The sequence below is a fragment of the Arthrobacter sp. K4-10C genome (genome assembly GCF_059090085.1).
This window is the reverse complement of the sequence record NZ_JBNHFI010000001.1, coordinates 506,312-519,017: the sequence shown is the minus strand read 5'-3', so window position 1 is coordinate 519,017 and position 12,706 is coordinate 506,312. Positions and strand designations below refer to the sequence as shown.

The window sequence follows — 12,706 nt, the reverse complement described above, 5'->3', positions numbered from 1 at the left end:
CCCTTGTCCTGGTCTATGTCCGCGGTCGTCATAAACCTAGTGAGCGGAGGCGATCTCTGGCGTGCCGCGGGCTGCCCCTGGCAGCAGATGTCCCCTGAAGAGGGGACATCAGCAATCGGTTTGCAGCCGGCAGCCGAACCCGCCACCGCTTGCCGGGCACTGGGGGAGGGAAACTCGCCAGCCCGGCTTAGTGTTCCGGTGACCGGTCTGTGAACTCCACGAAAGTGGCCTCGTCCGGGTTCTGGTCCGGGTTATCGGGAGCGGCGTAGATGGTGACGGCGAGGTCTCCCCCTTGGGGCCTGGCCCGGGCGGTGACAGTGCCGGTGCGCGCTTGGTTGAGGATCCTGACCACGTGTTCAGAAACAGAAGCCAGCATCCGTGGCGTGAGGTTCTGGCGCCGGTCATCAAGGAGTTGAACCGTGACCCCACGTTGGCGGGCGCTTCGGGCTGCTTCAACCACTTCTGCGGTAGCCAGGACGCGGCCGCGGATTTCATCACGGAACTGCGCCTCCGAGAGTTGGAACTCCAGCCGGTCGGTGTCCGTGATGTCGTGGTTTGGATCTGCGATTTGGCTGAGGGCCGGCCCGGCGACCTGGCGGACGTGCTGCAGCCATTTTGTTCGTGCCACGTGCAGTGCCTGTTCGGCCGCGAACCAATCGGCGGCGGCTTCGGCATCGGCCCTGTACTGGCCTACCTTCCGGTCATTGGTGCGCAGCAGATGCCCAATACCAGTACTGACGGTTACCCACCCGACCGTGGCGATGTTCAGCATGAGGCCGCCAACGAACCCCATTGTGGTTTGCGAGGCCCACAATGTGTTCAGGATGACGGAGAGCAGCACACCGACCCATGACAGCAGCACTTGCCCACGGATAACGGTAGCCACCAGCAAGGTGTAAGTCGCAGCCAGGTGCCAGGAAGCATACCCCGGCCACCTGTCCGTGGGCAGGACACTGGTGACCAGCAAGGTGAGTGCGGTGACTGCCAGAAGCACAAAGACAGTGGCAGGCAGTGGTAGCCGCCCCGGAGAGGGCCTGAGGACGACGACGACGGCAGTCAGGTAGATTGCCATGGCCATCAGCACGGGCCACACCGAAGACACCATGTCCAAGGAAAGCAACCCCAGCGCTATGTGCACGGCGACGAACGCTGCACACAAGGCTGCCATCACTTTGGTGGAGATGGCGCGGATCATGGCTCAACTCCTTCCCAGCCAAGCCGGACCTCAGTCCCGGAGCGGGGAGCGGTGGTGATTTCCGCTGAGCCGCCGACGGCTTCCATTCGCCCGACGATTGAAACCTTTATCCCGAGGCGTCGGTCAGAAACCGAGCCCGGGTCAAAACCGGAACCGGTGTCTTTGATGGATACCCGCAGTTTCGCGCGCCCATCCGTACGGATTGCGGTGATGCTGACTTCGCAATGCTTGGCCCCTGAATGCCGTACTGCATTCTGCACCGCTTCCGTTGTCGCCTCGAAGACAGCCCTGACCACGTCGGCCGGGAGCAGCAGGTGCTCCGGGGATTCGCAGGTGACGCCCACGACAGGTCCTGGTGTACCCGGCCCAACGGTAAAACGGATTCGGGCAGCAATCTCGGCAACAGTGGCAGGGGCTGATTCTGGAGCTTCTGTGGCTTGCCGGTCCAGCCTCTCCAACGCGCTTTGCGCCAGCCTGGCACTGGCCAGGCGTTCTTCCGCGGAGCCGGCGCGGGCCGCCGTCAAAAGGGCGGTCATCACACTGTCATGCAGCAGACCGTCAAGACGTAGTCGCTCGTTGCTGAGGGCAGTTGCTGACGCAGCTTCCTTATACTGTTCGATAGCCTTGTCCGCGGCTGTATCGGCACGCTCTGCTGCCCGGCGGAGTATTCCGATCGTGACGCAGATAATGAGCCCCAGCACGGTTGCGAATGTAGCGTCCTCAAGGGCTATGAGCCACGATCCGGATCCGCCCTGCGGCGTTATTCTTACCCCGCTGAACACGCCGCCAATAAGCAGTGCATAGAGGCACCCTTGGCGGGCTCCGAAGCTGTACGCAGCCCATGCTGCACCTACGTTGATCATGGACCACAGCCACGGCGTCCCGAAGCTCTCCGGCACAGACGGCGGCACAGCCAAGGGCCAAAGTGCCAAACCGGCAAGGACAAGTACTGCCAGTGTCCCGGCTATGTGGGGCAACCCGCGGCCGCGCACGGAGGCCAATGCGAAAAGAAGCACCAGGGCCAGGAACAGCCAAAGGAACACAATATTCCACCAGGTGGCGGCGTGGGGCGTTTGGCTAACTACGGAACCGGCAGCCTGAAGCAAGAGCAGAAGCGCGAAGGCTGCGATGCCGCGAGCCATTAAGAGGTGCGTGTCTCTGGCCGAAATACCAGTTGGGGAGGGCACGGACACGAGTCAGCGCTTCCGCAGGGGAAGTAGCGGGGGGAGGATGCCGTCTTCGACGGCACGCCGGTAAAGGTCAATCTTCGTGGTAGCGGGACGACCTGCAGCCTCATACTTTTCGCGGATCCGGTCGATGTTCTTTTTCACAGTGCTCTCAGCGATACCCATGCGCCGTGCTACCTGAAACTGGCCAAGACCTGCCGCGTACAAGGCGATGCACTCACGTTCGCGATCCGACAGGTTCGCTTCGACAAAGTCTGTGTCGGTTTCAATGGCTGCAGCCAGTTCCTGGCTGTCTATCGTTTCTCCGACGGCGATACGGCGGATTTTGGCAAACGTCTCGGAAATTGGCTCGGACTTCAGGGACACTCCCATAGCCCCGTTCGCGATGGCGTCCTGAATCTGCCCGACATTGTCCCCAAGCGTGAAGACAAGGATTTTGTAGCCGGCTGCCACCAGCTGTGAAACATTGGCGCCAGGCTGGGAGCCGTCAGCAAGGGAAAGGTCAAGGGCAACCACATCGCAGATGCCCCGCCCGGCGCCAAGGAAGGCATCAACAGTGGGAGCGCCCCCAATCACCCGGACATAGGGCGTTTTGCTTTCGGCTTCGCGGGTAGCCGAGGCGGCAAACCCGAGCCGGACAGCTTCGTGGTCGTCGATAATCCCTGCGCGTACCGTTTCCACCGTTGCCCCCTGTATTCCTGACAGCCTTTGAAGAAGTTCAGTTTGGGGTTTCAACCGGAATGTTCCAATTGTGACGCGGCCAGCAGCCTGAGTGCGACATAGAGCGCAGCGGTGTCCCCACTTTCGGTGACACCAAAAGGCTTCGCTACGCCGGAGCGGTTTCGTCTAGTCCAGGGGGCGCTAGTGTCAAGCCAATCCACCAACACGGGGAATTTAGCGAAAGGCAGCTCGTGGCAAGGTCACAGAAAATCGCAAAGTCAATGGCAACTCTCGGTGTTTTGCTCGGCATCAGTGCATCGCTCGCCGCATGCTCTAGCGCTCCAAGCCTGACTGGCAACTGGTCCGCCGATGACGGCAGCGGAACGAAGGTCATCAACGATTCCGGTGCATGTCGCGGGATGTTCTATTCAGGCGGTAAACCCTTGGATATCGGCGGGGGCATGTCCTGCTCCCTCTCGGAGAAAGAAGGAACGAACGGCCGCTACTCACTGGTTGTGACTCAGCCGCCCAATGAAGCGTCCTATCAAGTCGATTTTGAGGGCAACGACGTCGCCACTGTCTACGACAGCAAAGGAACGAAGTTGTACTCAATCTCCCGTTTGTAGATATGGCAAAGCTAGCAGGGCGTGATGGAACTAATCGGCGGACGCGGGAACTCCAACCGTGCCGGACGGGGGCAGCAGTGAAAAAGAAACTGTCAATTCTTGCTTTGTCGGCAATTTGCGTGTTGCCAGCATGTGGAAACTCGCACGACCCCGATTCATCGTCGAAAGTTCCTCAAACCGCCAGCGACCCGGTGACTTCTGCGCCAACCGCAACATCAGCGGAATCTGGGCCTGCAGAAACGTATGCAGGTCCGAAATCTGGGCCTGTCCTCTTATTCTGTGACGAGACAAGCTACAACATCAATGTGATGAATGCGGAAACAATTGTCAGCTCCACCCTGCTCAGCTTCGTTCCTGAAGGAAAGCCTACGTTCAATTGCGAGAACGGTTCCCATGACGGTGGGCAATTGGCGGGACCCCGCTACCGCCAGATCTTCTCGGAAGACTTCGGACTTTTAGCCGTGAACTGGACCGATATTACTACCGGCTCCAAGCGCGTCGGCTATGTCGACGGCACCTCGGGCAAGACGGTGGATGTAACGTCACTTCTGTCTGATGGTGGTGATTTTGCTGCAGTCCCACAGCACGCCAACGCATTGTTCGCGCCTGATGGTCGCTTCTTTTTCCACGATCTCAAGGCAAAAACGCACAATTGGATTGATCTGCAAACAAAAGAGTTGCAAACGGCTGCTGTCCAAGGCAATGGCACTTCCTGGTGGATCGGCCTCAACGGGGTACCGGAATCAACCTACAACATGACCGGCATGGGCTACGCGAAGGAGATCAGCACGGCGGATCCCAACCTCGTCATCAACCTCTTCAACGACACCCAGGTGAATAACTGGTTCGACTCTCATCGGGCGTTGGCGGTGGTAGACGATCGCCTCGGTCTGCTGAGCCCGTTACCGGATGACGTGAATCACGAAGGGGGAGCCGACTTCCTACCCATCACGCCCGAATCGGACTTCGAGATCCGCAGCTACATCTCTGATCCCACGCTGGAAAGAGTGTTTTTCACGGCAACGCGAGGGGCTGAACGGTTCTTTTTCACCGTACCGTCCGACGGTTCAGCCGCACCAACCCGTCACAACCCGCTCAATCCCAAAGAGAACCCGGTCTTTATCGGCTACCTGGAAGAGCAATGACGTTCCGGTACAACGTCTGGGTCAGCCACTGCCTCACGGCAACTTCCGGAAGGGCTGGGTAGAATCGAACGGCTGGACGAACGAACACTGCTTTGCCGGAGGTACGGAGAAACAATGTCGGAATGGCTCGAAGTCGGCGCGGAAAACTATGTGCTGGTTACCGAAGGATCGCTGCTGAACACAGGACTGATCGTGGGATCCGAACGGGCCATGGTGATCGACACCGGCTGCGGGCCCCGGCAGGGCAGGGAGATCCTGGACGCGGTCCGGGAGAAGACCCAGCTGCCGCTCGTCGTCGTCAACACCCACGCCCATTACGACCACTTCTTCGGCAACGCGGTGTTCGCGGAAGCCGGTGCCACCGAATTCTGGGCGCACCAGAACTGCGCCACCGAAATCGATGAGCGCGGGGACCTCCAGCGCCGCTTCGTCGGGACGCTGGAACCGGAGATGTCCGCCGGTGAAGGCGAGAACGTGGAACTCGTGGTGCCCAACGCCATCGTGAAGGACCAGCCCGTCCTGGTGGACCTCGGCGGCCTGACCGCCACCCTCTTTTACCTGGGCCGGGGCCACACCGACGGTGACCTGCTGGTCGGCACAACCACCACCCTGTTCGTGGGCGACCTCGTGGAGCAGGGCGCGCACCCCTCCTTCGAGGACTCCTACCCTGAGGAATGGGCGGATGCGCTCCGGCATATCTCGGCTCTGCGCCACCGCTACGAGTTCCTGATCCCCGGGCACGGGAAGCCGTGCAGCGACCAGTTCGTCAAGACCATGGCGGACACCATGACCACCGCGGTCCGCCAGGCACGGCAGTCCATCCGCGACACCCCGAATGATGCCACCAAGGCCATCCCGGTCCTGCCCTACGGGCCGGAACAGTCGCGCTGGTTCATCAAGCGGCTCCAGGAGACCCGCCGGGAGCACTAGGGGCACCGGGGTTTCGAAAGACTTAAACAACGTACGACGGCGGCCGCGCGCCGCCGTCGCACGTTGGCGCTATGCGCCGGCGGTCCGGCCGTCGGCAGCCAGCAACGCGTCCAGTTGGGCGGACTGATGTGCTGCAAAAGCCTTGTCCGCGTTGGCGTTGGTGCTGGCAAGGATCGGTATGTCGAGGCTGGCATTGCAACCACGGCAGCGGATCTCGTCCGTCCACACCCAGCTGTACGCCGGGTGGAGTTCCCGGACCTCCTGCATCGCTGAGGTGATTGCTGCCGCCTGGGCTGCAAAATGCGCCGCGTCCTCGTTGCTGAGGCTGCTACCAATTTCGATGTCTATGCTCATCGTCGCCTCTTTTCCGTTTGTCCCGGATGGTGCTGTTGACAGTAGCGGCTGTTGCACGGCGAAGGAACGCCCCGCAGGTCACGGTTGGCTAACCCTTCGGGCAGGTTTCGCGTTTCGACCGGTCCAACCACCGGCGTACTATTCTGGTTGTCCAGCATGACCGCAAGGAGACCACATGCCAGCGAAGCCGCCTGCCATGACACCATCGGACCTGCCCGTTTCGGACGTGCTAGACCGCGCCACAGGCCCGCGACGTGCCGAGGCCGACGAACTGCTGGCGCTCCTGGCCGAGATGAGCGGAGAGCAGCCGGTGGTCTGGGCGGGCCGCATCATCGGCTTCGGCGAGCACGAGTACCGCTACGAAAGCGGCCACGGGGGCCGCGCTCCCTTGCTCGCCTTCGCGACGGGTCCCGCGAAACACACGATCTACCTCGCCAACGACTTCGCCGAACGCTGGCCCGATCTGATGGCGCGGCTTGGAAAGCACCGGGCGAGCAAGGCCTGCCTCTACCTCACCCGGCTGACGGGGGTGGACCGCGGCGTGTTGCGTGAACTGCTGGAGCGCTCACTTGCCGAAACGCAGCCCCCGGTGCCCTGATCTCCCTCGGTTGCAACTTTGACCCGCGATGCTCGAGGTGGCGTACGACGGCGGGCGCGCCGCCGTCGTACGCATTTCGACGGGCTCACCCACCTGCTTTCATGGCCCCCGCCGGCATCTTGTCCGAAGCCTGTTCCTTGGCCGCGTTGCCGTCCATTGTTCCAACGGGCATCGCCGGGGCGGCGGGTGATTGCTGCCCGTTTGGTGCCCCGCCCCCGCCCATGGCGCCCGCCGGCATCCCCGCCGTTTGGGGAGCGGCACCATCGGCGGAAATATCCGCGCCCGCCGCACCGGCCATGGCCGCAGCACCCGCTGACCCGGTGGACTCCTCGGTCAGGAACGGCCGGTTTTGCCATTTATGCCACAGGGCGTTATCCGTGCCCCGGACGAACACCTCTAGACGGCCGTCGGCGTTGCTGCCCACCGCGATGTTGGATGTGAGGAGGCCGCCCAGGGAGTGCCAGCCGGACCATCCGCTGTTCGGCGCTGTCTGCCACATGTGCCACAGGGCATTGTCCGTGCCCCGGACAAAGACCTCAAGCCGGCCGCTCGCATTCCTGCCCGCGGCGATGTCGGAGGTGAGGAGGCCGCCCAGGGAGTGCCAGCCGGACCATCCGCTGTTGGGCGCTGTCTGCCACATGTGCCACAGGGCATTGTCCGTGCCGCGGACGAAGGCTTCCAGCCGGCCGTCGGCGTTGCTGCCGATGGAGATGTTGGAGGTCAGGATGCCGCCCAGGGACTGCCAGCCGGACCAGTTGCCGTTCGGTGCCGTTTGCCACTTGTGCCACAGGGCATTGTCCGTGCCGCGGACGAAGAGTTCGAGGCGGCCGTCCTTGTTCTTGCCGACGGCGATCTCGGAGGTAATGACGCCGCCCAGCGAGTGCCAGCCGGACCAGTTGCCGTTCGGTGCAGTCTGCCACCGATGCCACACGGCACCGTCGGTTCCGCGCGCGAAAACCTCCAGCCGGCCATCCGCGTTGCGCCCCGTGGCCGGCGGTCCGGTGATGACCCCGCCCAGGGAGTTCCAGCCCGCCCAGTTGCCGTTCGGTGCTGTTTGCCACCGGTGCCAAAGGGCGTTGTCCGTGCCCCGGGCAAAGATTTCCAGCCGGCCGTCCAGGTTGTTGCCCACCGCGATCTCGGTGGTGATGACCCCGCCCAGGGAGTTCCAGCCGGCCCAGTTGCCGTTCGGTGCGGTCTGCCACCGGTGCCACACGGCGCCTTCGGTGCCCCGGGCGAATGCCTCCAGCCGCCCGTCCTTGTTGTTGCCCACAGCAACGTCTGAGGTGATGACGCCGCCCAGGGAGTTCCACCCGGACCACGCCTGCGGGGCGGCCGGATACAGCGACCGGAAGCCGTCGATGTCATCCTGCGTGAGGGCACGCTTGGTGAAGTTGGAGGCCACGGTGGGTGCCATCACGGCGTTCGCGACGCTGGAGTGGGCAAGCCCCACGATATGGCCGAATTCGTGCAGTGCCACAGTCTCGATGTCGAAGGCGCTTGCCGCGGCACCGACGCTCCAGACATGTTCGCTGTCGTCGAAGTGGACCGGCTTGGGCAGCGTGTTAGTGATGACACTGCAGCCCGGAGGGAAATCGGCGTGGGCCAGGACCCCGCCAACCATCGAGTGGTCCGGGTCCGCTGCCGGCCGCCAGCCGATGCGGATGTCCGGGCTGGAGCCCAGGGCCACCTCCGTGAAGGTCAACCCGCCCACGTTCTGCCAGGTCTGGATGGCACGCCGGATGGCGTCGAATTCGGCGTTCCCGGCAACGTCGCCGGTCCCGGTGTCAAAGGCATAGGTCAGCGTCCGATCGGCCCACGCGCACTGGGTGGAGAAGGCGAGTTCGCCCGCCCTCATGTCCGGAAGCCCGCAGCGGGGCCGCATCATTGCTTCGCGGGTGGCGTCGTCGAATACGCCGGTGACGGGCAGATGGAAATACTCCTGGAAATTCCGGAGGGCGCCGGCGGTGGGGTCGTCCAGGACCCCGAGCTCCCTGATGGTGGATGGCCCCAGGTAGCCGAACCGCTCAAGGTAGCTTTGCACCTTGCTGAAACCCGCATTCCGTTCGCCGGGGCCGGTGTTTTGGACTGCGGCGAGGTACGGGGCCGCACGGTACTGCTCTTCAGTCATTGGACTCTCCTTGATCTGTTCGGATGCTTCGCAGGATCTGCAGGGCGGTGCCCCGTTCTGCGTCGGCAGAAAGATGGACGACGGCGGTGGCGCGGCCGGGGAAATTGGCGGCAACGGTGCGGACGCCTTCCTCTTCGAACGAGACGAAGTCCGCGGTGTCGCCGCCCACGGCCTCCTGCCAATGCTCGTAGGCGGGCTTGTCCGCGTAGCGGGTGAGGGGATCAGCGAAGGGGCCAGTGTCGACGGTCAGGCGGATGCCCGCACCCTCAAGGACGGCAGCCCCGCCCTCGATGGCGCGTTCAGGTGAGGGTGCGAGCTGGTCCGGGACGTCCAGTGCCAAACCTGCCACCCGGAAGGAACTCCACGGCTGTCCCATAACACCGTCCTCACACGCGAGGGATCACAGGAACCAGTCGACCAGATGCGCGTTACAGCACCGTTACCGCCCGGGGTGCTGGCACCGGGTGGGAAGCGCTGCGGGCCGGTAGGATGTGCCGCGTGACGAGAAACGTGCCCATGCAGGAGTGGATCAAGTACGGTGCACTTTTTGTGCTGGCAGCCGCTGCCTTCGGGGTGGCAGCACTCGCCCTGATGAATCCAGGCGGCCTAGGTGAAGCTGCGCCGGCCGCCACGGCAATCACGCAGGCCGCCACGCCGGCAATTTCTCCAGCATCCACGGCAACTGCCACTCCCACACCCACGGCAGCTGCGCCGCAGCCGGGAATCGACCTGCCGGCCGAGCCCGTGGTCCTTATTCTGGGCGACTCCTACACCGCCGGGGATGGTGCGGACCAGCCCGGCCAGGGTTGGGCGTACCTGGTTGCCGGCTCGCTCGGATACCCCACCAACATCGACGGCGTGGGCGGAACCGGGTTCGCATGGGGCGGCGGTGCCCAGGATGAGCTGGCCGGCGAGTACGAACTCCGGCTGCAGCAGGTTGCTGCCAACCGGTCCTTCGTCCCGAACGTCCTCATTCTCCAGGGCGGACAGAACGATGCGCAGATCCCCAACGCCGAGGAAATCAAAGCCGCCACCACCCAGACCATCCTGTCGGCGCGCAGATTCTGGCCGGGAGTGCAGGTGGTAGTGCTCGGGCCGTCGGCGCCCCAGCCGCTGGCGGAGGAACTCCGCGCGGCGAACAGTGCCGTCCGCGCCGGCGCCGAAGCCGCCGGCGCGCCGTTCATCGACGCCATCGACGCCGGCTGGTTCACAACCGCCAACAGCCCGGGGTTCGATTTTGACGGCGCCCACCCGAACTCCGCCGGCCATGCCTACATCGCGGAAAAGTTCCTGGAGTCCTGGGCCGCGCTGGTGCAGTGAGCCGCGCATGACGGCGGCTGCGCGCCGTACAGCACCGACGGATTCCAAGCTTCTGTCCAGACTCCATCCAGCGCAGTTACCGAAACGTTATATATGCTTGTTGGGTGGTTTTTAGGTCAAGCAGCGGAAATTTGCCAGTTCTGGAACGTCCCTCAAGCCCGGAAGGCGGGCTGATCGCTGGGCGGAAGCACGCCCTCGACGGGCTCCGTACCGTGGCGGTGGCGGGTGTCTTCTTCTTTCACACCGCAACCGAACAGATGCCCGGCGGGTTCATCGGGGTGGACGTCTTCTTCACGCTCAGCGGCTTCGTGATCACCCTGCTGATCCTGAAGGAACGCCTCACCACCGGACGGCTGCGGCTGGGTGTCTTCTATGCCAAGCGGCTGGCCCGGCTGTGGCCTGCACTGCTGGCGTTGTGCGGGGTGATCCTCGCGGTCGGCTTTGCCTTTCCCGGCTCGGGATGGGGCGGCCAGGCGGAATTCGTCCTTCCAGCGGCCGCATACGTCATGAACCTGGCGCACTTCGGGCTGTTCGGAGACTCCATCACTGGCGAAACCCTCGGCCCTACCTGGACCCTCGCCGTGGAGGAACAGTTCTACCTGGTGTGGCCGCTGCTCCTGCTGGTGATGCTGCGGTTCTGGCGCGTCCGGACTGTCGCCTGGGCTACGGCGGGCCTGGCCTCGGTCTTCCTGCTGGAACGGTTCCTGCTGGTTTCAGCGGGCGCGCCGCTGGGCCGCCTGTACAACGGGCCGGACACGAGGGCCGATGAGTTGCTGATCGGGGGCGTGCTGGCCCTGCTGCTCACCAGCATCCGCCCGGGTTCCAAGCTCCACGTTTCACTTCAGGCGGCGGCCCGGCGGGGTGCCCCGCCAGCTGCCCTCACGCTGATGGCGGCGCTGTTCCTGCTGCACGAACCGCACACGCCCGGCCCGTGGTTCGACGCCTTCTGGACAGCTGGGCCCACAGTGCTCTCCCTGCTCACAGCTGTGCTGATCGGCTCGCTTGTCCTGCAGCCTGCCGGCCTCATGGCACGGGTCCTCAGCCACCCCTGGCTGGCCGGCCCCGGCCGGGACCTGTCCTACGCCATGTACCTCTGGCACATCCCCGTGTACCTTCTGCTGATGCCACTTGTGCCGTCGCTGCCGGTCCGGATCACACTGGCAGCGGCCCTGACCGTGCTGCTCGCCTACGCGTCCTTCCGCCTCGTGGAGCGGCCGCTCCGCCGCTGGGCAAACAAAAGGCTGGAACCCGCCGTCGTTCCTCCGGCCGGCGGGGATGTGCGGGAGCGTGAACTGGTACCAGCGGGCCGGGGCGCGTAGGTTTCGACCGGTTCAACCACCGGTACCAGGGGCCCCAACCACTGGTGGCTAAAGCGTTTCGGGAATGGGGCGTCCCGGGAAGAGCGTCGCGTACTGTTTGCGGTACATCCGGCGGCCAACGAGTTTGTAGGCGAGGCGGACGGGCGGCGGGATCTCCTTGAAGAGCTCCTTCCGGTCCGCGGGCGGATTGGTGGCGAGCACCATCCCGAGGTAGCCGACCAGGAATTTGTTGCTGACCTGGCTGCTGCCGTGCTGGGCGGCTGCCTGCATCTCCTTCTCGGTCATGACCTTTTCCACGGCGGGCATGACCTCGGTGACCTCGCGGCGGAGGTGCACGCTGAGGACGGCCGACAGGTCCTCGTAGAGCCCGGCGAGTTCCTCGGTGTCCGCGGCCGCTGCCGTTTCCATCCAGCGCAGGCGGACCGGCTCGATGACTTCGAGCCGCCGCGTCACCTGCCGGTGCTGCTCGAGCATCTGCCCCACGTGCAGCGCGCATGCCGGTGCCCGTTGCTCCAGCTGCGGGTACATGAGCAGGTCCTCGCTCTCATGGTGGATGTGGAGCAGCTTGTCGAAGTTGCCCAGCACTTCGCCCACGTAGGCCGCGCGGGCGGTGTCACCCGGTGCGGCCGAGCGCACCAGGCCGGGCGCCTCATCGTACGCCCAGAGGAAGACGCGGTGGATTCGCCGCATACCCGCCGTCCCGTTGCACAGGACAGGTCCCGGTGGAACGGGAGCCGCGGTCTCGCCGGGCTGCATGGTGAAGAAATCGGTCATGATGGGCCCCTAACGCTCGTCTTGAGACCAGGCCCTCCCCCCGCCAGCATGGTATCGCCTGCCCTCAAGCCAAACAATGGGGGACAAGGAGCTCGACTGCGAAGGATCGCTGCCGGTGTGGAAGTGGGGCCGATGACTTTTTGCGGATCGACGTTGATCCGCCGCCTCCGTCATCGGCCCCAGTCTGCTCGTGTGCACATCATGTCTGCGTGGGTGACTTGGCGGCGCCGCTGTACGGCGCCGCCAAGTGTTGGAGACCATCGGTTTCCCGATTCAAGGCGCGGGCTGACTGGGCCTCAGCTTCCCAGGTGCACCCCATGCTTTCCCGGCCTTTCATTCATCACTGTGCACGGGACAACTCAAGAACCAGGCCAGTAGCAGTCAAGACTTCATCAAGACTGAAGCAAACCGCGTTTCCGGCACTAAGCAGCGCCGACGGCAACCCTGGTCCCGCCCGCTTCGACCTACTT

At 64.0% G+C, this 12,706-nt stretch carries 13 protein-coding genes; 6 read left to right on the top strand and 7 right to left on the bottom strand.

Annotated features, from left to right (window positions below):
- Positions 1-187 precede the first annotated feature (187 nt).
- The 3 genes from AC5RUU_RS02420 to AC5RUU_RS02410 are packed head-to-tail and all read right to left on the bottom strand — an operon-like array spanning position 188 to position 3,063.
- Positions 188-1,195 (bottom strand): DUF8320 family protein, encoded by a 1,008-nt coding sequence (locus AC5RUU_RS02420; protein WP_493973606.1) that lies wholly within the window; start codon positions 1,193-1,195, stop codon positions 188-190.
- Positions 1,192-2,337, bottom strand: a complete 1,146-nt coding sequence (locus AC5RUU_RS02415) for a sensor histidine kinase (protein WP_493973605.1) — start codon at positions 2,335-2,337, stop codon at positions 1,192-1,194. Before AC5RUU_RS02415 ends, AC5RUU_RS02420 begins: the two co-directional genes overlap by 4 nt.
- 54 nt (positions 2,338-2,391) lie before the next feature.
- The gene (locus AC5RUU_RS02410; protein ID WP_493973604.1) at positions 2,392-3,063 is read right to left on the bottom strand and encodes a LuxR C-terminal-related transcriptional regulator; all 672 of its coding nucleotides are present in this window, start codon (positions 3,061-3,063) and stop codon (positions 2,392-2,394) included.
- Positions 3,064-3,323: 260 nt separating this feature from the next.
- Between AC5RUU_RS02410 and AC5RUU_RS02405 the strand changes: the two genes are divergently transcribed.
- The 3 genes from AC5RUU_RS02405 (at position 3,324) to AC5RUU_RS02395 (ending at position 5,743) form a co-directional block, all read left to right on the top strand.
- On the top strand, positions 3,324-3,668 hold the full coding sequence (locus tag AC5RUU_RS02405) for a hypothetical protein (protein ID WP_493973603.1): 345 nt from the start codon (positions 3,324-3,326) through the stop codon (positions 3,666-3,668).
- Positions 3,669-3,745: 77 nt separating this feature from the next.
- Complete coding sequence (locus AC5RUU_RS02400; RefSeq protein ID WP_493973602.1) at positions 3,746-4,813, top strand: hypothetical protein; 1,068 nt, start codon at positions 3,746-3,748, stop codon at positions 4,811-4,813.
- Positions 4,814-4,927: 114 nt separating this feature from the next.
- Complete coding sequence (locus AC5RUU_RS02395; protein WP_493973601.1) at positions 4,928-5,743, top strand: MBL fold metallo-hydrolase; 816 nt, start codon at positions 4,928-4,930, stop codon at positions 5,741-5,743.
- Positions 5,744-5,812: 69 nt separating this feature from the next.
- On the opposite strand, the gene AC5RUU_RS02390 is transcribed toward AC5RUU_RS02395, so the two are convergent.
- Positions 5,813-6,097 carry a hypothetical protein gene (locus tag AC5RUU_RS02390; RefSeq protein ID WP_493973600.1) on the bottom strand — a complete coding sequence of 95 codons (285 nt, stop codon included), beginning with the start codon at positions 6,095-6,097 and terminating at the stop codon, positions 5,813-5,815.
- 175 nt (positions 6,098-6,272) lie between these two features.
- On the opposite strand from AC5RUU_RS02390, the gene AC5RUU_RS02385 reads away from it, so the two are divergent.
- Positions 6,273-6,695 (top strand): DUF1801 domain-containing protein, encoded by a 423-nt coding sequence (locus AC5RUU_RS02385; protein ID WP_493973599.1) that lies wholly within the window; start codon positions 6,273-6,275, stop codon positions 6,693-6,695.
- 85 nt (positions 6,696-6,780) lie between these two features.
- Here AC5RUU_RS02385 and AC5RUU_RS02380 read toward each other — a convergent pair whose 3' ends face one another.
- Both AC5RUU_RS02380 and AC5RUU_RS02375 read right to left on the bottom strand, forming a co-directional pair.
- On the bottom strand, positions 6,781-8,823 hold the full coding sequence (locus tag AC5RUU_RS02380) for a DUF8189 domain-containing protein (protein ID WP_493973598.1): 2,043 nt from the start codon (positions 8,821-8,823) through the stop codon (positions 6,781-6,783).
- Positions 8,816-9,199 carry a hypothetical protein gene (locus AC5RUU_RS02375; protein ID WP_493973597.1) on the bottom strand — a complete coding sequence of 128 codons (384 nt, stop codon included), beginning with the start codon at positions 9,197-9,199 and terminating at the stop codon, positions 8,816-8,818. The genes AC5RUU_RS02380 and AC5RUU_RS02375 overlap by 8 nt, the downstream gene beginning before the upstream one ends.
- Before the next feature lie 122 nt (positions 9,200-9,321).
- Between AC5RUU_RS02375 and AC5RUU_RS02370 the strand changes: the two genes are divergently transcribed.
- The gene (locus tag AC5RUU_RS02370) at positions 9,322-10,143 is read left to right on the top strand and encodes an SGNH/GDSL hydrolase family protein (RefSeq protein WP_493973596.1); all 822 of its coding nucleotides are present in this window, start codon (positions 9,322-9,324) and stop codon (positions 10,141-10,143) included.
- A 131-nt stretch (positions 10,144-10,274) separates the two neighbouring features.
- Positions 10,275-11,462, top strand: coding sequence for an acyltransferase family protein (locus AC5RUU_RS02365; protein ID WP_493973595.1), 1,188 nt, complete (start codon positions 10,275-10,277; stop codon positions 11,460-11,462).
- A 48-nt stretch (positions 11,463-11,510) separates the two neighbouring features.
- On the opposite strand, the gene AC5RUU_RS02360 is transcribed toward AC5RUU_RS02365, so the two are convergent.
- Positions 11,511-12,236 carry a hemerythrin domain-containing protein gene (locus AC5RUU_RS02360; protein WP_493973594.1) on the bottom strand — a complete coding sequence of 242 codons (726 nt, stop codon included), beginning with the start codon at positions 12,234-12,236 and terminating at the stop codon, positions 11,511-11,513.
- Between the last annotated feature and the right edge of the window lie 470 nt (positions 12,237-12,706).

What these genes read in the sequence shown, in the direction of transcription:
- AC5RUU_RS02420 (WP_493973606.1), bottom strand. Translation starts at nt 1,195, where the DNA reads ATGATCCGCGCCATCTCCACCAAAGTGATGGCAGCCTTGTGTGCAGCG.
- AC5RUU_RS02415 (WP_493973605.1), bottom strand. Translation starts at nt 2,337, where the DNA reads ATGGCTCGCGGCATCGCAGCCTTCGCGCTTCTGCTCTTGCTTCAGGCT.
- AC5RUU_RS02405 (WP_493973603.1), top strand. Translation starts at nt 3,324, where the DNA reads ATGGCAACTCTCGGTGTTTTGCTCGGCATCAGTGCATCGCTCGCCGCA.
- AC5RUU_RS02395 (WP_493973601.1), top strand. Translation starts at nt 4,928, where the DNA reads ATGTCGGAATGGCTCGAAGTCGGCGCGGAAAACTATGTGCTGGTTACC.
- AC5RUU_RS02390 (WP_493973600.1), bottom strand. Translation starts at nt 6,097, where the DNA reads ATGAGCATAGACATCGAAATTGGTAGCAGCCTCAGCAACGAGGACGCG.
- AC5RUU_RS02385 (WP_493973599.1), top strand. Translation starts at nt 6,273, where the DNA reads ATGCCAGCGAAGCCGCCTGCCATGACACCATCGGACCTGCCCGTTTCG.
- AC5RUU_RS02380 (WP_493973598.1), bottom strand. Translation starts at nt 8,823, where the DNA reads ATGACTGAAGAGCAGTACCGTGCGGCCCCGTACCTCGCCGCAGTCCAA.
- AC5RUU_RS02375 (WP_493973597.1), bottom strand. Translation starts at nt 9,199, where the DNA reads ATGGGACAGCCGTGGAGTTCCTTCCGGGTGGCAGGTTTGGCACTGGAC.
- AC5RUU_RS02360 (WP_493973594.1), bottom strand. Translation starts at nt 12,236, where the DNA reads ATGACCGATTTCTTCACCATGCAGCCCGGCGAGACCGCGGCTCCCGTT.